Source organism: Roseateles sp. DB2, from assembly GCF_051857535.1.
Classification (GTDB): domain Bacteria; phylum Pseudomonadota; class Gammaproteobacteria; order Burkholderiales; family Burkholderiaceae_C; genus Roseateles_B.
In genome coordinates, this window is the sequence record NZ_JBPZGY010000013.1 from 73,246 (window position 1) to 90,908 (window position 17,663).

The 17,663-nt window shown below is 67.1% G+C and carries 18 protein-coding genes; 15 read left to right on the forward strand and 3 right to left on the reverse strand.

Translation table 11 applies throughout. From position 1 onward, the window contains the following. Positions 1 to 10 precede the first annotated feature (10 nt). On the reverse strand, positions 11 to 718 hold the full coding sequence (locus ACS5PK_RS17795; protein WP_439441596.1) for a TadE family protein: 708 nt from the start codon (positions 716 to 718) through the stop codon (positions 11 to 13). Between the two features lie 378 nt (positions 719 to 1,096). On the opposite strand from ACS5PK_RS17795, the gene ACS5PK_RS17800 reads away from it, so the two are divergent. From ACS5PK_RS17800 to ACS5PK_RS17860, 13 genes are all read left to right on the forward strand, one after another. Further along, positions 1,097 to 1,393, forward strand: coding sequence for a Flp family type IVb pilin (locus ACS5PK_RS17800; protein WP_439441597.1), 297 nt, complete (start codon positions 1,097 to 1,099; stop codon positions 1,391 to 1,393). Between the two features lie 122 nt (positions 1,394 to 1,515). After that, the gene (locus tag ACS5PK_RS17805; protein ID WP_439441598.1) at positions 1,516 to 2,361 is read left to right on the forward strand and encodes an OmpA family protein; all 846 of its coding nucleotides are present in this window, start codon (positions 1,516 to 1,518) and stop codon (positions 2,359 to 2,361) included. A gap of 60 nt (positions 2,362 to 2,421) precedes the next feature. Beyond that, entirely contained in the window at positions 2,422 to 3,909 is a 1,488-nt protein-coding gene (locus tag ACS5PK_RS17810; protein WP_439441599.1) for a pilus assembly protein TadG-related protein, read from the forward strand. Beyond that, positions 3,906 to 4,778: a hypothetical protein gene (locus tag ACS5PK_RS17815; protein ID WP_439441600.1), complete on the forward strand. Its 873-nt coding sequence runs from the start codon at positions 3,906 to 3,908 to the stop codon at positions 4,776 to 4,778. The genes ACS5PK_RS17810 and ACS5PK_RS17815 overlap by 4 nt, the downstream gene beginning before the upstream one ends. Further along, the gene (locus ACS5PK_RS17820) at positions 4,775 to 5,563 is read left to right on the forward strand and encodes a TadE/TadG family type IV pilus assembly protein (protein WP_439441601.1); all 789 of its coding nucleotides are present in this window, start codon (positions 4,775 to 4,777) and stop codon (positions 5,561 to 5,563) included. The genes ACS5PK_RS17815 and ACS5PK_RS17820 overlap by 4 nt, the downstream gene beginning before the upstream one ends. Beyond that, positions 5,560 to 6,261 (forward strand): hypothetical protein, encoded by a 702-nt coding sequence (locus ACS5PK_RS17825; protein ID WP_439441602.1) that lies wholly within the window; start codon positions 5,560 to 5,562, stop codon positions 6,259 to 6,261. The genes ACS5PK_RS17820 and ACS5PK_RS17825 overlap by 4 nt, the downstream gene beginning before the upstream one ends. Then, positions 6,258 to 6,449 (forward strand): hypothetical protein, encoded by a 192-nt coding sequence (locus ACS5PK_RS17830; RefSeq protein ID WP_439441603.1) that lies wholly within the window; start codon positions 6,258 to 6,260, stop codon positions 6,447 to 6,449. Before ACS5PK_RS17825 ends, ACS5PK_RS17830 begins: the two co-directional genes overlap by 4 nt. Positions 6,450 to 6,451: 2 nt before the next feature. Beyond that, positions 6,452 to 7,336: a Flp pilus assembly protein CpaB gene (gene cpaB, locus ACS5PK_RS17835; protein WP_439441604.1), complete on the forward strand. Its 885-nt coding sequence runs from the start codon at positions 6,452 to 6,454 to the stop codon at positions 7,334 to 7,336. Positions 7,337 to 7,344: 8 nt separating this feature from the next. Next, positions 7,345 to 8,865, forward strand: coding sequence for a type II and III secretion system protein family protein (locus tag ACS5PK_RS17840; RefSeq protein WP_439441605.1), 1,521 nt, complete (start codon positions 7,345 to 7,347; stop codon positions 8,863 to 8,865). Next, positions 8,865 to 10,610, forward strand: coding sequence for an ATPase, T2SS/T4P/T4SS family (locus tag ACS5PK_RS17845; protein WP_439441606.1), 1,746 nt, complete (start codon positions 8,865 to 8,867; stop codon positions 10,608 to 10,610). Before ACS5PK_RS17840 ends, ACS5PK_RS17845 begins: the two co-directional genes overlap by 1 nt. Beyond that, positions 10,607 to 11,449 (forward strand): type II secretion system F family protein, encoded by an 843-nt coding sequence (locus ACS5PK_RS17850; RefSeq protein WP_439441607.1) that lies wholly within the window; start codon positions 10,607 to 10,609, stop codon positions 11,447 to 11,449. Before ACS5PK_RS17845 ends, ACS5PK_RS17850 begins: the two co-directional genes overlap by 4 nt. Before the next feature lie 3 nt (positions 11,450 to 11,452). Beyond that, a complete protein-coding gene (locus ACS5PK_RS17855) occupies positions 11,453 to 12,319 on the forward strand; it encodes a type II secretion system F family protein (protein WP_439441608.1) in 867 nt (288 codons plus the stop codon). Then, on the forward strand, positions 12,320 to 12,676 hold the full coding sequence (locus ACS5PK_RS17860; RefSeq protein ID WP_439441609.1) for a DUF192 domain-containing protein: 357 nt from the start codon (positions 12,320 to 12,322) through the stop codon (positions 12,674 to 12,676). Between the two features lie 3 nt (positions 12,677 to 12,679). Here ACS5PK_RS17860 and ACS5PK_RS17865 read toward each other — a convergent pair whose 3' ends face one another. Next, a complete protein-coding gene (locus tag ACS5PK_RS17865; protein WP_439441610.1) occupies positions 12,680 to 13,678 on the reverse strand; it encodes a 2-dehydropantoate 2-reductase in 999 nt (332 codons plus the stop codon). A gap of 130 nt (positions 13,679 to 13,808) precedes the next feature. On the opposite strand from ACS5PK_RS17865, the gene ACS5PK_RS17870 reads away from it, so the two are divergent. Together ACS5PK_RS17870 and ACS5PK_RS17875 are read left to right on the forward strand one after the other, a co-directional pair. After that, a complete protein-coding gene (locus tag ACS5PK_RS17870; protein ID WP_439441611.1) occupies positions 13,809 to 14,888 on the forward strand; it encodes a sensor histidine kinase in 1,080 nt (359 codons plus the stop codon). Beyond that, complete coding sequence (locus tag ACS5PK_RS17875; protein ID WP_439441612.1) at positions 14,885 to 15,625, forward strand: LytR/AlgR family response regulator transcription factor; 741 nt, start codon at positions 14,885 to 14,887, stop codon at positions 15,623 to 15,625. Before ACS5PK_RS17870 ends, ACS5PK_RS17875 begins: the two co-directional genes overlap by 4 nt. Here ACS5PK_RS17875 and ACS5PK_RS17880 read toward each other — a convergent pair. Then, positions 15,610 to 17,571, reverse strand: a complete 1,962-nt coding sequence (locus tag ACS5PK_RS17880; RefSeq protein WP_439441613.1) for an SPFH domain-containing protein — start codon at positions 17,569 to 17,571, stop codon at positions 15,610 to 15,612. The two genes, ACS5PK_RS17875 and ACS5PK_RS17880, sit on opposite strands and share 16 nt — an antisense overlap. Positions 17,572 to 17,663 lie beyond the last annotated feature (92 nt).

The window sequence follows — 17,663 nt, forward strand, 5'->3', positions numbered from 1 at the left end:
ATCAACGGACTCAGCGCTCGGCACGCGACTGCATCTCCACGAGGGCGAAGCTCTCAATGGGCAGGCGGCCCCGCAGGTAGTAACGAATACATTCATCTGACGCCTTGAGATACATGGACTCGAGCACGCCGACATCGGCAAAGGCGTCCACCCCCGACTTGCCGCTGCACATCACGCGGCTCAGCACCCCGGCCATCAAGGGCACCTTCAGCTCATAGCCATACACCACCCGAATCTTCAGGATGTTGGCGTCGCGGAGTCGCTGCCCAGAGCCGGGTCGGACGCTGTCGAGCCGCCATTCCAGGTTGTCATTCGGGATATAGGTCTTGCCGGTCTTGGGATCCCTGACCCCAAAGTCATCGAAGGACTGCGCCGACGGATTCAAACGCTCCAGCTTCACGGGATGCAGGACCTGGTCAAGTTCTGTGCCCACTTTCGCCTTGGCCAGGCGCACGCTGTCATTCGTCTCGAAGTTGTTCTGATAGAAGGGGCTCAGGGAGCGCAGCAGGGCCGTTTTCATGACGCCCTCGTCTGCGTTGTGCAGGGACCCCAGGCGTGCCGCCTGGAAGGTTGCATGGTTGACCTGCAGCTTCGCCATGTAGATGAAACCGGCCTGCACCATGCCCAACACGAAGACGATGGCCACGGGCAGCACGATCACGAACTCCACCAGGCCCAGGCCTCTTGGCGACCCGCCACGACGATGCCTGACGCGCATCTCGCGCCTCCTCCGCTTGAAATCTGTTGAAACCTCCGCAGCGCGTGCACGGAGGTCTTTGAATGCACCGCAGCGAACGGCCGCATGGCCGGAAAGCCCCATGGATTGGGCCCTGCGACGGGCCAGGGCGTGCTGCCTCGACGAATTCGAGCGGCGCGAGTCTGGCCGCCGCCGCCTTCATCGTCAACGAATTCCGTGCATTTTTAACAATGCAACAGACGCCTTACCTTGACTTACAAACGACCAGCCTTTAGGGGGTGGTGCGGCGTAACAGGGATCGAATATGGTGCCGACCTGTGATGCGGCGGCCACTGAGTCTCGCGTCCAGACCGGGCCTCAGGAGGAGGCTCGCCCTTTACACACCCAAGTGAGGAACTCATGCTGCACATGCAACAACGCGCCCTGAACAAGTCCAAGATCCGCGGTCAGGGCATGACCGAATACATCATCATCGTGGCGCTGATCGCCGTGGCGGCCATCGGCGTCTACAGCCTGTTCGGTGATGTGGTGAAGAAGCAGACGGGCGCCATGGCAGCCGGCCTGGCGGGCGACAACGGCAACGCCGTGACCTGGAACGAAAAGGCGAAGAAGAAGACCGAGAAGGAAAAGGACAAGGTCGAGAACGTCAAGAACCTCAACGACTTCACCAAGGACAACGAGCTGAAGAAGGACTGATGTCCGGGGCGCGATGGGCAGCGGCGGCGGGGCCGCCGATGCGGCCGCCCGCTGCCCGTTGCCCCATCGATGCCGGGCCGTGAGACCTACACTTCGGACCTCTCTTCAGCCTTCTACTGACCATGAATCTCCGCCTTGCCATTGCCTGTGCCGCGCTTGCGCTGACTGCAAGCCCCGCAGCGCTTGCCCTCGACGTCAGTCCCATCCGGGGCTACCGCTTTGACGACGCCCCCGAGGTCAAGAACTTCGCGCAGCACGAGGTGTACATCGAGTGCAGCACCAAGCTCTGCGGTTCCATCGCACCCGGCAAGTTCGGCTACCTGAAGCTGGAGGGCAAGAGCACGATCTACAAGGTGCGTGCCATCAGCCCCCAGGACGAGCTGGAAGATCGGGTCATCAACAAGGAATATGCGGCTGTCGCGAAGAAGGCCGGCGGGGTCCAGATCGATGCAGGCAGCCGGGGCGGGCCCAATGTCTTCCGCATCCCGCGAGCCAACCAGCAGGGCGCGGACTGGATCGTCATCCGCCACAACTATGGTCGCCATTTCGAGATGCTGGTGGTCGAAGAGGCAAGCCATGAAGTCACGGCGACGATCACCGCGTCCCAGATGGGCCAGTCACTCGACACCACCGGCAGCGTCGCGCTCTACATCGAGTTCGACACCGCCAAGGCAACGGTCAAGCCGGAGGGTGAAGCCACCGTGAAGGAGATTGCCGCGCTGCTCAAGAGCCAGCCGGCGCTGCGCCTCTCGGTGGAGGGCCACACGGACAACGTCGGCCAGGCCGCCGACAACAAGCGACTCTCCCAGGCGCGCGCCGAGGCGGTGATGAAGGCGGTGGTCGCCCAGGGCATCGATGCCAAGCGACTCAAGGCTGTCGGCCATGGGCAGGAGTACCCCATCGCTGACAACCGGACCGAGGAAGGCCGCGGCAAGAACCGCCGGGTTGAGCTGGTCAAGATGAAGTAAAGCAGTGGCGGCACAAGCCCGCCCCTGAACGAGAACGAGGGAGTAGCCATGGTTTGCGAGATGGCCACCACGCGTGGCCAGGGCAGCGCTTTGCCCGAACACCGCCGGCCGACCGGGGCGAAGCCCCAGCGCGGCCAGGCCATGATCTGGATGCTGGGCATGCTGGCGGCCAGCGCGGCCGTCATGTTCGCGCTGTTCAATACCTCGCAAACCGTGGTGGGCAAGGAGCGCACCGTCAACGCGGCCGACGCCGCAGCACTGGCCGGCGCGACCGCGCAGGCGCGCCTGCTCAATCTCATGGCCTACACCAACCGGGCAGTCATCGCCAACGAGGTGTTCATGGTGCAGATGCTGAGCCTGGAGAGCTGGACTCAGTACGTGGCCCGCACGACCGACAACATCGGCTATGTGGTGGACGTGGCCAGTGTCTTCTTCCCCCCGCTGGCCGGCCTGGCCCGCGGCCTCCACGAGGCAGCCAGCTTCGCGGACGAGGGGCATGACGTGCTGGAGAAGGAAGTCACGCCCCTCATGATCTCCCTGCTCGAGGCGGCCAAGAAGGCGATGAGCGTCGCGCACCGGGCACTCCAGCTCGGCGGCGGCCTCGTTGCCGAGAATGCCGCCAAGAACATGGCCGCGGCCAACCGGAGCGACTTCGGCGGCCGCAAGGACGACGGCGTGCAGGTCATCGACGACGCCGGCATCCGCGGTGTCACCTTCGCCTTGAACGAGAAGGCCTGGCTCGGATTCACCAAGCAGTACACCCGCGACGAGCGTACGGACGCCCGGCAGATCCTCCTGGATTCCCGCGACGCCTTCACCACCAGCCGCCCCGGCTCCTCGCTGGTCAACTGGCGCCTGCCCACCAGCCCCGTGACCACCATAGGCCTGCACAAGGAAGGCGGTACGCGCCTGGTGGGCTTCGACCGCTGGGAGACCCAGGACACGCTGGAGCTTGAAAACCGCTGGCGGCGCCTCTTCGGCTGGAGGAGCAAGTACCTGCCGATCGGGTGGGGGCGCGCCAATGCCGATGACAGCGGCAGCCGAGGCAACGTCTGGGCGCCCAGGCGACTCGCGCAGTCGTGGGCTTACTCGAGTGGCAGCACGCACGACAACTGGAGCGGCGTTCCCGAGCAGTTCGACATTGCCGACAAGACCAAGGATGCCCGCGCAACGCTGGGGTTCGACTTCCTGGTGGCCGTGGGCCGCCCCGGCAGCCACGACTTCACGACGACCACCATGCGCATCAACAAAGGCAGCGGCGGCCCCCTGGGCTCGCCCGAAACGCCGGAGCGCCAGGCCTCCTCGCGCAACACGGCCTTTGCCAAGGCTCGCGTGGCGTTCGAGCGCCCGCAGCGAGGCCTCGCGAATGACTTCACGGCGAGCCCCCTGTGGCGCGACGATGGCGCGAAAGAGTATGGGTCACTCTACAGCCCGTACTGGCAGGCTCGACTGAGCGATCTCAGCCCTGGCCAGAAGACGGCCCTGCTGGCGGCCGTCGGCCTGACCCCCGACTACGTGGTCTACACGCCCGGAGGCCAGACGAAATGAGCGCATACCGTCTCCTCCACGCGGCCTGGCTGCTGATGGCGGCAGGCACAGGCTGGGCTGCAGAGACCGCACCCAGTCTGCGCATCGTCACCACCGGCCACCCCGACCCCGCGGCGTACCAGCAGAACATCGCCGTGGCCCTGGAAGCCTGCCAGCTGAAGCTCGGCCTGCCCCTCAGCCGCGCTGGCCTGCCGCCAGAACACCTCCTCGCAGCCTTCAAGCTGCGCGAAGAGGAACGGCTGCTGGACGGACAGATGGCCGCGGTCTACGAGACCATGAGCGAGGTCATGCCCGACGCCTCGCAGGGCTGCAAGCTGCGCATCGCGCGCCGCTACCGCGTAGAGATCGATAAGACCTGCAGCTGGCGGATGTACGGGCACAGCGGACTGCTGGGGCCGGACGGCCCCGGCCGCCCCAGCCCCCTGACCGAAGAACGCAGCGAAGTGCCGGCCTGCAAGCCCATGGCCACCGTGCGTCCGGCCACGGCGGCGGCCCAGGCCAAGGCTCCGCGACACGACGCCGGCATGGGGCAGTCCTGCATCTGGGACAGCCACACCATGGCCCTCCTGGTCGGCGAGCCTCTCAAGGACAAGGGGGAAGGCGGCTGCCAATGGGCAGACATGCCCGTCTACCCCTTCACCAGCTATCAGGGCTCGCGCCGCAGCGTGCCGCTGGCTCACCATCTGGACGACACGACGCGCGCCGGCACCCGCCTCTCCAAGGCGGTTGGCGCCGTCGCCGCCATCGTGGACGCACGACTGACCACCTTCGAGAAGGGCGGACGCATTGCCGCGGAGCGCTTCAGCAAGGCGGGTGCGGAGAGCTTTCTCGCGCAGCCGCGCTGGGTCAATCTGGGAGACGTCAAGTGAGGCATCGCCACCACCACATCGCACGAGCCCAGCAAGGGCAGTCAACGACCGAGTTCCTGGTCGCGCTGATCGCCATGGTGCCCATCTTCCTGGCCATCAACTACCTGGGCCGCTACGCCGACATGCAGCAACGCGCCACCCAGGCCAGCCGCTATGCCGCGTTCCAGCGTGCCCTGGAGCCCAGCACCGCCAGGCTCTCCGATGCCGTGCTGGCAGATCAGACGCGCGCGCGCATGTTTCTGGCCCCCAAGGCCCTCAACGACGGGGCCATCCGGTCTGACGACACCGTCGCCAGTGCGAAGGACGCGAAGCAGTTGCCCGCCTTCTGGAGTGATCTAGGCGGCCAGGCGCTGCTCAAGGATCCGTCCAAGGTCACAGTCGGATGGACCACTCACGCCCTCAACAGCAAGGGGCTGAACAGCGGCCTGGACAAGGTCACCGAGTTCATGGGCAAAGACTACGCACCGGGCCATCGCGCGCAGGTCGAGCTCACCTTGCTGAACCGACTGAACCAGGCCGAGGACAAGCCGGCAGACCTGAAGATCGGAGCCGCGACGGCAGCGGCCGGCGACATGATGGGCAGCGGAGGCACCGGCGAGACGGTGGCCACGGTCTCGCCGCTGGTGCCGGTGCGCTACATCCCGTCGGCGGTCCGAACCGCCGTCTCCCTGGTAGTGTCTCTGCTGGAAGGCAGCTCGCACAAGCCGGAGTTCGGTTGCATCAAGGCCAACGTGGTGGCCCCCCATCGACTGGAAGGCGATACCCAGCGGGACAGGTGCCGATGAACCCGCGTCATCCGCACTCCCGCCCGCGCGCCCTGGCGGGCCTGCTGCTGGCCGTGTGCCTGGCGGCACATGGCGCGTCCTGGGAGGACGGCCCCCTGCCGCCGCGCACCCAAGCCCAGTGGACGCTGGTCGCTGCCGTGGTCAATGGCGTCCCCATGCAGGCCCAGCAGCTCCGCTCCGAACTGTCCGTCCAGCAAGTCCTGACCCACTACGAGAGCCAATGGAAGCGCCTGGGCAGCGTACAGACCGGCCGACAAGGCGCGTGGCAGACCCTGTCGCTTCATACCGAGCGCCTGCACCTTGTCCTGCAAGTCCAGGCGGACGGCAGCGGCAGTCGCGGGCTGCTGAGCCAGGCGCAGTGGCGAGACGTCCGCCGCGACTTCATGCCGGCGGAAATGCCTTCCGCACTGCGCACGCAGGTCAACCAGGTCACCGAGACACGCGACGGCCCTCGCCGAAGCCGCCTGGTGACGGCCCAGTGCCCCGACGGGTTCGAGATCACGCGTCAGCGCATGCTGGCCCATGCCCGCGCCAAGGGCTGGACCGTCGTGACCGACCAGGTTCAGCGCAAGGACGGCGCACGCCACTGGCTCGCCGCCTATGACGCCAAGGGCCTTGCGGTCGACATCGTGCTGATGCAGGCCGACGGCGCCATGAGCAGCCATCTCACTCTCAACTTCATCGACTCGCCGACATGAGCATGTCCACACTGTTTGGTTCCCGCCGGCAAAGAGGCCAGGCCACGCTGGAGTACGCCATCGCCGGCAGCGCGCTCGTCATGGCCCTGTTCGTCATCGAGTTCGACGGCAAGACGGCCGCGCAATTCCTGGCCGAAGCGGTCCGCGTCTTCTACAAGAACCTCAGCTATTTCCTTTCCTTGCCCTGACCATGGCCTTCCCCCTGAAAAAAATCAACAGCAACTGGCTGCTCCTCGGTGCGGCCCTCATCCTGGGTGGCGGCGCGGCCTACCTGGGCGGAGCCGCCCTGCAGCAAAGGATGAAGGAGCTGGACGAGCAGGCCAATGCGGGCAAGGACATGGTCTCGGTCGTGGTGGCTCGACGCGACGTGCAGCGTGGCGAGCCCGTGGTGTCCGATTCCTTCGCCGTCCGCAAGGTGCCCAGCGAGTACCTCAATGCCGACGCGGTCAAGCCCGCCGACTTCGAGAACTACGAAACGCAGCGATTGATCGTGGGCCTCAAGCGCGGCGACGTCCTCCTGCCCGTTCACACCGAAGGCAACGGAAACAAGGTGTTCTCGTCCACTCTGGGCGTGGGCAAGCGCGCCCTGACCTTCGAGGTGGATACCGTCAACTCCGTCTCCGGCATGCTGCGCCCCGGCGACCGCATCGACCTGCTCTACACCGCCAAGGGGGCCGAGTCCGTGGACGTGACCCAACCCTTGCTGTCCAACCTGGAGATCCTGGCCACAGACCAGAACCAGACCCGTCGCGACGAGAACGGCAAGGAGCGCAGCTTCTCGACCATCACCATGGAACTGTCGCCCCAGGATGCCCAGCGCATCATCGTCGCCAAGCAGGCTGGCCGGCTCACCGCCCTGCTGCGCCACCCGGACGACAAGGCAGCCAACCCCAGCGGCGCCATGGACCCCACCGTGTTGCTGACCGGCCGCGTGCGTCGCGCCAATGGTGAGCGGCAGGGCATCGAGTACCTGGTCGGCGGCAGCGGCGGCCCGGCAGACATCCAGACGCAGCTCAGCCGCCTGGCCCTGAGTGGCGCAGCCCCCACCCCGGCGCCCACCCCCGTCAAGCCCTGATCGCTGCCATGTCCACCGCATCCAAGTCCATTTCTCCCATGTCCTCGAATCCCACTTTTGGCCTGGCACGACCGCTCGTCCTGCTGGCCTGCCTGACCCTCTGCGCCTCTGCCCAAGCCGACCCTGCCGGCGAAGCGCCTGCCGCCGGCCCCGGTGCCGGACGCGGCACGGTCAATCCCGCGGCCGTGCAGTCGGCGGTGATAGAGACGGCCAAGCCGGCCCGCGGCACCGCCAAGCCCGCCCCAGGCCCCGTCGCCATCGAAGCCGGCCCTACCCGCACCCTTGCCGTGGGCGATGTCTCCACCATCACCCTGCCCGGCGTGGTGCGCATTGCCATCGGCAACGGCGCCCTGCTCAAGGCCACGGTGGTGGACGACCGCGAGATCGTGCTCATCGCCGAGCAGGCAGGCCGCACCACCATGCATGTCTGGCTGAAGAACGGCCGCCAGCTGAGCTACGAGATCGAGGTACTGGCCTCGCGCCCCAGCCGCGTGCTGGACGAGCTGCAGGGCCTGCTCAAGGAGACGCCCGGCCTGTCGGCACGCGTGGTGGGGGAACGTGTCGTGATCGAGGGGCGCTACCAGGACAACCTGGTCGCGCAGCGCATCAAGCGCCTGGGGGCCAACTTCCCGCAGATCCTCAACCTGGTGCCGGACCGGCCGGTGGACGCCGATCCCCTGCAGCTCGAACGCATGGTGCAGATCGACCTGCGTGTGATCGAGGTGAAGAAGCGGGCCCTGGACCAACTGGGCATCAAGTGGGCCAGCGCCGCCGCAGGCCCCACGTTCGCCACCAACGCGCTGATCTACAGCAACACCCCCTGGCGCCCTGACGCCACGAACGGCTTCCCCGCCGTCAACACCAGCAACCCGATCTACAGCTACCTCGGCATGGCCACGCAGATCACCAGTGCGCTGCGCTTCCTCGAGACACGCGGTGAGGCCTGGACGCTCGCAGAGCCGCGCCTGAGCTGCCGCAGCGGCGGCGAAGCCAACTTCCTGGCTGGCGGCGAGATCCCCATCCCCGTGGCCCAGGGCAATGGTGCCGTGGGCGTGATCTACAAGCAGTACGGCGTCCGTATCGAGTTCAAGCCCCAGGCAGACGGCCACGGCAACATCGACTCTGGCCTGATGGTGGAGGTGAGCGAGCCCGACGCCCGCAATTCCAACGCCGGTTTCATCGCCTTCTCCACCAACCGGACGGACACCCAGGTGGCGATGAAGGAAGCCGAACCGCTGGTGATCTCAGGTCTGCTGCGCCAGCGCACCGAGCGCAGCAGCGACGCCGTGCCCGGCCTCGGCCGCATCCCCATCATCAGCAATCTGTTCAAGTCTCGCGAGCACACCACGGAGCAGACCGAGCTGATCGTGATTGCCACGCCGCGCATCATCACGCCAGACTCCGCCCTCACCCGTGCCGGCGTCGAGAAGGCTGCCGGCATGGCCGAGCTGGTGAACGAACGCGTCAAGGACAAGCTCAAGCCGGAGCCCTCCCTCACCGCCCCCGAGCCGGGTCAGGAGCGTCGCTGATGCTGCACATCCAGATCGAAGGCCGTGACGGGCCCCAGCAGATGACGGGCACGCGCTGCATCGTTGGCAAGGACGGCGACTGCGACCTCGTGCTCTCCGGCTGGAAAGTCAGCCGCAGGCATGCCGAACTCTTCGTGTCCAATGAACGGGTGTATGTGCGGGACCTGGACTCCAGCTTCGGCACCTGGCTGGGCGAGCAGCGTGTCGGTGACACCATGCCCGTGCCTGCCGGCTCCCCCTTGCGCATCGGCGGCCACACGCTGCGTGCGCACTGGGCCCGCGCGGGCGCACAGCCTGCCGAACCGCCCAGCGCCGCGCCCGTCAGGGCGCCCCAGGCGCCTGCGGAGTCGCCGCCGGCCTCGGCGGGTTTGCCTGCGCCTGCGGTGGTCGCCGCACCCATCGCGCCACCCGCTGCAGTCCCTCCGGCACCACAGACGGGCGAGTCAACGGACGTCAGCTTCAAGTACCGCCGGCTGCTGCACGAGCGCCTGCTGGAGGCCTTCGACCTGCGCCGCACCGACACCCATCGCATGAGCGATACGGAGCTGCAGGAACTCACCGAGAGGCTCATCTCCGAGCAGATCGAGAAGCTGGGCAAGGAGCTGCCCGCCACCATCGACCGGCGCCAGCTGCTGGAACAGGTGCGCGACGAGGCCATCGGGCTGGGCCCCCTGGAGCCCCTGCTGGCCGACCCGACCATCACCGAAATCATGGTGAACAAGGCCGATGAAGTCTTCGTCGAGCAAGGCGGCCAGCTGACGCGCTGGCCTGTGGCCTTCACCAGCGATCGCGCGGTGCAAGGCATCATCGAGCGCATCGTGGCCCCCATCGGCCGGCGCATCGACGAAAGCTCGCCCATGGTCGATGCCCGCCTGAAGGACGGTTCGCGGGTGAATGCCGTGATTCCGCCGCTGGCGCTCAAGGGTCCGTCCATCACGATCCGGAAGTTCTCCAAGCGCAAGCTCAATGCGGACGACCTGCTGCGCTTCGGCTCGGCCAGCCCGGAGATGATCGAGTTCCTGAAGGTCTGCGTGGAGCACCACCGCAACATGCTGATCTCCGGCGGCACGGGTTCAGGCAAGACGACCTTGCTGAACATCATGTCCAACTTCATCCCCGAAGGTGACCGCATCGTCACCATCGAGGACGCGGCCGAACTGCAGCTGCATCACGCCAATGTGGTGTCACTGGAGGCGCGCCCGGCCAATATCGAAGGCAAGGGCCTGGTGGCCATCCGCGACCTGGTGAAGAACTCGCTGCGGATGCGGCCGGACCGCATCGTGGTCGGCGAATGCCGGGGCGGCGAGGCCCTGGACATGCTGCAGGCCATGAACACCGGCCACGACGGCTCGCTGACCACCGCCCACGCCAACAGCCCGCGCGACATGCTGGCGCGCCTGGAGGTCATGGTGCTGATGGCAGGCATGGACCTGCCTGTGACAGCCATCCGCGAGCAGATCGCCTCGGCGGTGCAGATCGTCGTGCAGCAGACGCGCTTCGCCTGCGGCACGCGCAAGGTCACCAGCATCACTGAGGTCACGGGCGTGGAGAGCGGGAAGATCCAGCTGCAGGAGATCTTCGCCTTCGTTCAGACCGGCCGCGATGCCCGCGGCAAGACGCAAGGCTACTTCACCGGCCGGGGCTTCGTTCCCGAGTTCTACGAGGAGCTGGCGGCGATCGGCATTCCGCTGCGCATGGACATCTTCGACGAGTGCCCACCTGAGCTGCGGGGAGCGCGCTCATGACGGGCTCTCTGGTCCTGATCGGCCTGATGCTTTTTTGCGCGACTGCGGCGCTGCTGATGCTGCTGCGCAGCGCCCTGCTCGGCTGGCAGGAGCGCTTCACCGAGACGGCCAAGGTGTCGCTGGAGGACATGTTCGTCTTCATCGACCCGGGATCGCTGTTCAAGCTGAACCTCGCCTTGTTTGTTCTGCTGCCCCTGCTGCTGTGGGTCTTCACGGGATCGCCAGTGCTGGCGGTCCTGGGGGCGCTGGTCGGCGCCATCCTGCCGAGGCTGAGCTGGGTGATCATGCGCAGGCGGCGCATGGCGCTGCTGGTGGAGCAGTTGCCCGATGGACTGACCATGATGGCCGGGGCCATGCGCGCGGGCGCCAGCCTGCAGATCGCGCTGGACCTCGTGGTGAAGGAGTCACCCGCGCCCTTGTCCCAGGAGTTCTCGGTACTGCTGCGTGAACAGCGCCTGGGCCTGGCGCTGGAGGACTCCCTTCGCGGCCTCTCGCAACGCCTGAAGCAGGAGGACATCGACCTCTTTGTCTCGGCATTGACCATTGCCAAGGAGGTCGGAGGCAACCTGTCGGAGATCCTCGAGCGCCTGGCTTCGACACTGCGTGCCAAGGCGGTGATGGAGGGCAAGATCCGGGCACTGACCTCGCAGGGCAAGCTGCAGGGCATCGTGGTGGGCCTGCTGCCAGTGCTGCTGGCCAGCGTGCTCTATGCCATGGACCCGCGCGCCATGACGCCGCTGTTCACCACCATCTACGGTTGGGGCACCATGAGCGTGATCTTCGTCTTTCTGCTGATGGGCGCCTTCTTCATCAAGAAAATCGTCACCATCGACGTCTGAGCCATGTCCCTGGTCTACCTTTTCGCTGCCTTCTCCGGCCTCGCCACCTTGCTGCTGTGCTACGCGCTGTACCGGCTCTATGCCGAGCTGGGCGGCGCCAACACGCAGTACCGGGACAAGCCCCCACGCGGCTTCCAGCTTGTCTGGCCGGTGATCAACATCCTGGCCAACAGCTTCGGCTTCGTCCTGAGCGAGGCACGGATACAGTCCTGCCAGGCCAAGCTGAGGCGAGCAGGCCAGGACTACGCCCTGACACCGCACCAGTTCTACGCCGGCAAGTGGCTCGCCACGCTGGCATTTGCGGGCATCGGCATCATCCTGGCCGGCAAGGGCGGAGGAATGATGGGCGCGGTGATTGGAGGCTTGCTGGGCTTTCACTACCCCGACATCTGGCTGCGTGACCACACCAAGATCCGCAATCTCGCCCTGCTCAAGGCCCTGCCTTTCTTCCTGGACATCGTGACGCTGTCGGTCGAATCCGGCCTCAACCTGACCGGTGCCCTGCAGAAGGCCGTGGACCGATGCCCGCCCGGGCCCCTGATGGTGGAAGTCAACCGCGTGCTGCGCGAGATCCGCGGCGGCAAGCCCCGTGTCGAGGCACTGCGCGCCATGGCAGACCGCCTGGACTACGCCCCGATCTCCAGCCTGGTCAGTGCGCTGATCCAGGGCGAGCTGATGGGCTCCAGCCTGGGCCCCATCCTGCGCGCCCAGAGCGACCAGCGCCGCACCGAACGATTCCTGCGTGCCGAGAAGCTGGCCATGGAGGCACCTGTGAAGATGCTGGGCCCGCTGATCATGTTCATCTTTCCCTGCACCTTCATCGTCCTGGGCTTCCCCATCGTCATGAAGTTCATGCAGTCGGGCATCTGAATGCGCTGGCCTGAAGCCCGCCTGCACCTGCAGGGCCTGCCCACCCACGTGCGCATCGGCCTGGCCTTGCGCTGGTGGGAACGCGCACGGGGCCTGCTGTTCCACGGACCTTTGCAGGACGCGCCGGCCGGCCTGTGGATCGCCCCCTGCAACAGCGTGCACATGCTGGGCATGCGGCAATCGCTGGACGTGGTCTACCTGGACAGGCAGGGCAGCATCCTCAAGTGCGTCCGGGCGCTGCGGCCCTGGCGCATGAGCGCCTGCCCGGGCGCCCATGTTGCCCTGGAGCTGCGCAGCGGGCTCATCGAGGAGCTGGGACTCAAACCGGGGCTGCGCCTGCAGGCTCAGCCCGTCTGAGCGTCACAGCAGCCCACGGGTCTGGGCCATCAGCCGCGTCAGGCCCAGCATGGCATCGATGCTGGGCGTGGCCTGGCCCATGTGCTGTCCGATCTCGCGCACCACGGTCACCAGCGCGTCGAGTTCAATCTTCCGGCCCGCCTCGACGTCCTGAAGCATGGACGTCTTGAAGGCGCCCAGCTTGCGCGTGACCTCATGGCGCTGCTCAGGCGTCTGGCCCACGGGGCAGCCGATGGCATCACCGATGGCCGAGGCCTCCTTCATCACGGCGCTCACGAAGCCCCGTACCAGCTCGTCATCAAGGATGCGATCGCAGGTCGCCCCGGTCAGGGCCGAGATGGGGTTCATGGTCATATTGCCCCAGAGCTTGTACCAGATGTCCTTCTGGATGCGCGGGGACACCGTGGCATTGAAGCCCGCACGCTGGAACAGCGCTGCCAGCGCCTGGATGTGGGCCGGTTCACCACCGGCCGGGTCTCCCAGGATCAGGCCCATGCCCATCACGTGATTCACGAGGCCGGGCTCGGGCGTGGCACAGCTGGCATGCACGACGGAGCCGATCACGCGGTCCACAGGAATCATGCGCGCGACTCGACCCGCCGGGTCCACCGACTGCAGCTGCAGGCCCTGACAGGGTCCTTCCAGCTGCTGGAAGAACCACCAGGGCACGCCGTTCATGGCCACCAGCACACGGGTCTCGGGCCCCAGCAGTCGCTGCACCAGGGGCGCCACCTCGGCCAGCGCCGGGCCCTTGACGGCCAGCACGACCAGGTCCTGCGGATCCAGGTCCTCCGGGCGCTCGACGGCGTTCACCGGCACGGTCAGGCGCTGCAGGCTGCCGTCGATCACGGTGTCCATGCGCAGGCCCTGCGCGCGCAGGGCTGCCAGCGTGGCGCCCCGTGCCACGGCGCTGAGCGCCACCTCGCTGCCCAGGCGATGGCCCAGATGCCCCGCCACCCAGCCGCCGATGGCACCCATGCCCACAATGCAGATCTTCTTCATCTCTCGTCCTACTGCTGCAATACTGCGCGCAGTCTACGCGCGGCCTGCCCCGCAGGCCCTGGGGCGGAACGGCCGCCTCCTGGGATGAACCGCCTTGGCAAGACCTGGCACGCTGCTATCGTGAGAGCCCATGCCCGAGTCCGATGCCCTTCTGCTGCCCCGCCGCTTCTGGTGGATCTACGCCGGCCTGCTGGCCGGCGTCGCCACCTTCTTCGCGCTGGCCGAGCTGCAGCACTACCTGCGCAACGGCAGACAGCATCCCTGGGAGCCCTTTCTGTGGGAATTCAGCTCGGTGCTGGTCGTGGCCCTCCTGCTGCCGCCCATCTTTCGCTGGCATCGCGCCAGCCTGGGCCGCGGCATGGGCGTCCTGCTCGGGCGGCATGCACTGGGCTATGCGGCCTACACCCTGCTGCACGTCGTGGGCATGTTCGGCCTGCGCTTCGCGGTCTATGCGCTGACGCCAGTCAGCTACGACCCCGGCAACGCCTGGCAGGTGCTGGGCTACGAGGCGGCCAAGGACCTGGTCTTCTACGTCTCCAACGTGCTGCTGTGCCACGCCCTCTGGGTGCATCTGCGCGGCCAGCGGACAGCCCTGGAGATGGCCCGCATGCGCACCGAGCTGGCCCAGGCCCAACTGGCCCGGCTGGCCGAGCAACTGCAGCCGCATTTCCTCTTCAACAGCCTGAACCTGATCGCCTCGGTGATGCACGAGGACGTGAACCGCGCCGATCGCCTGCTGTGCCAGCTCTCGGACCTGCTGCGCGCCTCGCTCTCGGCGCAGCAGCGCGGCTGGCAGACCCTGGCCGAGGAGATGGCCCTGGTCCAGCCCTATCTGGCGCTCATGCAGGCCCGCTTCGGGGAACGCCTGCAGGTGCACATTGAGCTTGAGCCGGGCGCCGAGGCCTGGGAGCTGCCCGCGCTGCTGCTGCTCAACCCGGTGGAGAACGCCGTCAAGCACGATGTGGCCCTGAGCCGCGGTGCCGTCGAGGTCTCGCTGCATGCGCAGCTCCGGCAGGACGGCCTGCAGGTCCAGATCCGCAACAGCGGCGTCAGCGCCGAGCAGGTAGCGCGCGCCGGTGGCCTGGGCCTGAGCAATCTGCGCGAGCGCCTGCGCATGGCCTATGGCGAGGCAGCGCAGCTCTGGATAGGCCCAGACCAGGGCGGCACCCTGCTGCGTCTGCAGCTGCCCCGACGGGAGGGCCAGGCATGAAGCTGCTGATCGTCGACGACGAGCCGCCCGCGCGTGCCCGCCTGCGCCGCCTGCTGGCCGAGCATGCGCAAGTGCAATGGGTGGGCGAGGCCAGCGATGGCGAGGAGGCCCTGGAGCAGTTGCGCCGTCACCCCGACATCCAGGCCCTGATCCTGGACATCCAGATGCCCGGCCAGAGTGGCCTGGACCTGGCCCTGCAGCTGCCGGAGCGGCTGCCGGTGATCTTCTGCACGGCCTTCGACCAGCACGCCGTGCAGGCCTTTGAGCTGCATGCGGTGGACTACCTCCTGAAGCCCTGCAGCCCCGAGCGCCTGGCCACGGCCCTGCAGCGACTGCAGGGCCGGCTCCACCCCGCCCAGCCCGCGGCCGCCAGTGCGCGCGGCGGCCTGATCGCGGCACTGCAGCAGCTGCAACCAGCCACCGGCCACTGGCTGGTTCAACGCCAGGGTCGCCTGATCAAGCTGCCCCTGGCCGAGCTGCAGTGGGTGTCGGCGGCGGACAACTACATCGAGCTGCACGCCCCGCCCCACAGCTACCTGGAACGGCGCACCCTCAGCGCCTTCCTTGAGCATCCGGCGGTGGCGGGCCAGCTCCTGCGCATCCACCGCAGCCATGCGGTCAACCCGGCCCACATCGAGAGCCTGGAGGCCCTGCCGCATGGTGAGGCCCTGCTGACCCTGCGGGGGGGCCAGCAGCTGCGGGTCTCCCGCAACTACCGCGATCAGCTGCGCGGCTGAGCGGCGGCAGGCCCGCTCTCGAGCTCGCGCGCCTTGAGCGCCGTCATCAGGCCCAGCAGGGTGGAGAAGGCATTGCCCCCCTCCGCCCCGCCCCCCAGCTGGATCTGCGGCACCAGGGGCACGCGGGCCGTCTCGAAGGCCTCGGCCAGGCGCAGCATCACGGTCTGCATCAGCTGCTTGTCGGCGCCCTCGCCTTCCAGCGCCTCGGAGCGGGCTCGGATGGCCGAGCCCTCGGCCTCGCCCACGCTGCGGATGGCGGCGGCGCGGCCCTGGCCCTCGGCCTCCTGGCGGTAGCGCTCGCCCTGGGCCAGGGCCTCGATCTCCTGGCGGCGCTTCTCGGCGGCCTTCACGGCAGCCGCGCCCTGGTTCTCCTTGATGGAGATGTCCACCAGCGAGGCCGTCAGCTCGGCCTGCTTCTCGGCGCGCTTCTCGGCCTCGTTGAGCTCGCGCTGCTTGTTGGCTGCGATCTCCTTCTGCGCGAAGGTCTCGACCTGCTCGCGGGCGATCTGGCGATCACGCAGCTGGGCCATGATGGCCTCGATCTTGTGGTCCCCGGGCTGCGGGCGCGGCGTGCCGATCAGCACCTCCTGGAACTCCAGCGAATAGGCCAGGAAGCGCTCGCGCATGTCCCGAGAGGCATTGGTCTGCAGCTCCGAGCGTGACTGGATCAGCTCGATGAAGGTGTGCGTCTGCGAAACGTTCTTGAAGTAGCTCGACACCATGGGGTCCAGGGTCTGCTCCACCAGTTGCTTCACATTGCCGAAGCGCTGCACCACCATGGGTGCCTTGCGATAGTCGATGTGCACGACGACGGACAGTGGCAGCTGCGGCTCGAAGGCATCCTTGGTGATCAGCGTGATCTCGCGCAGGTTGGAGTCGAAGCTGGAGCCGCTCTCCCCGCTCTTCCACATCAGCACGAAGTTGGTGGTGGGCACCAGCTCGATCTTGCCGGCATAGGTGTTGAAGGCGTACTTGCCGGGCATCAGGGGCTCGCGCCAGACGCCACGGCAGCCGGCATTGACCAGCTCGCCATGGCTGTACTCGCTGCCCGAGACATCCTCGCCCCTTGCGCCGGTGTAGGACACGACCACGCCCACGAAGCCCACCGGGATGATGGTCTTGCTGATGAACTCCACCGTCGCGAAAAGGCGGTTGATGTAGTAGGTCCCCTCCACCAGCACCCGCTCCTGGCGGCCACGCCGTCCACCGGCACCCAGGAAGCGCTCGGGCTCCTGGAAGCTGTTGTGGGCGTCGCCCACGTCAGGCGCCAGCAGCTCGTCGCGCGAGAGCGCGGGGCCGTCCTGCACGGTCACCACGGCCAGTTGGTCGGAGTCATGGCTGCCGCTCTTCTCCTTGATCACCACGGGTGAGAAGGCCTTGCGCTCCTCCAGCAGACCGCGCATGCGTTCGTAGTAGCTGCGTTCGTGCGCGTCCATGTTGAGCGCGTAGGTCCCCTCCTCGGTCATCACGACGAACAGCGCCGGGTTGATCACATGGGTGCCCTCGCGCAGCACCTTGCGCTGCGGCCCCTTCTGGCCACCGTTCTGAAGAAAGCTGCGCACATCCAGGAAGTCGTCAACCGCGGCATTGCTGGCCAGGGTCTGACCCGCGGGCAGGTCCTGGCCGTCACGGGCGAAGACGTAGCCGATCTTGCCCTGCGTCACCGAGACCATGGGATGGATGTGCACCCGGTACTGGAATGGCGTGAAGAAGTGGAAACCGCCGCGACGCAGCGCCGGCTGCAGGCCCGCTTCGCCTTCCAACGCCAGCAGGCCTGCCTGCACAGAGCCCTTGGCGCTCCAGAGCTTCTCGACCACGCCGACGCGGTCATTGGGGATGTAGCGCACGATGCCGGCGGCATAGAGCAGCAGCACAAGGACACCAACGCCGCCGAAACCCAGCAGCAGGGACAGCAGCACGGAGCCGTACGAATCAAACCAGGACATGGATTCCTCCTCCTTCTTTTCCTGGCGGCAGGCCCTCGGCCTGCGACGCCAGGGCCTGTTTGTCCCGCCACGCTCGTCAGGAACGCATATGG

Coding starts and splice junctions, on each gene's coding strand:
- ACS5PK_RS17795 (WP_439441596.1), bottom strand. CDS start 718: ATGCGCGTCAGGCATCGTCGTGGCGGGTCGCCAAGAGGCCTGGGCCTG.
- ACS5PK_RS17800 (WP_439441597.1), top strand. CDS start 1,097: ATGCTGCACATGCAACAACGCGCCCTGAACAAGTCCAAGATCCGCGGT.
- ACS5PK_RS17805 (WP_439441598.1), top strand. CDS start 1,516: ATGAATCTCCGCCTTGCCATTGCCTGTGCCGCGCTTGCGCTGACTGCA.
- ACS5PK_RS17810 (WP_439441599.1), top strand. CDS start 2,422: ATGGCCACCACGCGTGGCCAGGGCAGCGCTTTGCCCGAACACCGCCGG.
- ACS5PK_RS17815 (WP_439441600.1), top strand. CDS start 3,906: ATGAGCGCATACCGTCTCCTCCACGCGGCCTGGCTGCTGATGGCGGCA.
- ACS5PK_RS17825 (WP_439441602.1), top strand. CDS start 5,560: ATGAACCCGCGTCATCCGCACTCCCGCCCGCGCGCCCTGGCGGGCCTG.
- ACS5PK_RS17830 (WP_439441603.1), top strand. CDS start 6,258: ATGAGCATGTCCACACTGTTTGGTTCCCGCCGGCAAAGAGGCCAGGCC.
- cpaB (WP_439441604.1), top strand. CDS start 6,452: ATGGCCTTCCCCCTGAAAAAAATCAACAGCAACTGGCTGCTCCTCGGT.
- ACS5PK_RS17840 (WP_439441605.1), top strand. CDS start 7,345: ATGTCCACCGCATCCAAGTCCATTTCTCCCATGTCCTCGAATCCCACT.
- ACS5PK_RS17845 (WP_439441606.1), top strand. CDS start 8,865: ATGCTGCACATCCAGATCGAAGGCCGTGACGGGCCCCAGCAGATGACG.
- ACS5PK_RS17850 (WP_439441607.1), top strand. CDS start 10,607: ATGACGGGCTCTCTGGTCCTGATCGGCCTGATGCTTTTTTGCGCGACT.
- ACS5PK_RS17855 (WP_439441608.1), top strand. CDS start 11,453: ATGTCCCTGGTCTACCTTTTCGCTGCCTTCTCCGGCCTCGCCACCTTG.
- ACS5PK_RS17860 (WP_439441609.1), top strand. CDS start 12,320: ATGCGCTGGCCTGAAGCCCGCCTGCACCTGCAGGGCCTGCCCACCCAC.
- ACS5PK_RS17865 (WP_439441610.1), bottom strand. CDS start 13,678: ATGAAGAAGATCTGCATTGTGGGCATGGGTGCCATCGGCGGCTGGGTG.
- ACS5PK_RS17870 (WP_439441611.1), top strand. CDS start 13,809: ATGCCCGAGTCCGATGCCCTTCTGCTGCCCCGCCGCTTCTGGTGGATC.
- ACS5PK_RS17875 (WP_439441612.1), top strand. CDS start 14,885: ATGAAGCTGCTGATCGTCGACGACGAGCCGCCCGCGCGTGCCCGCCTG.
- ACS5PK_RS17880 (WP_439441613.1), bottom strand. CDS start 17,571: ATGTCCTGGTTTGATTCGTACGGCTCCGTGCTGCTGTCCCTGCTGCTG.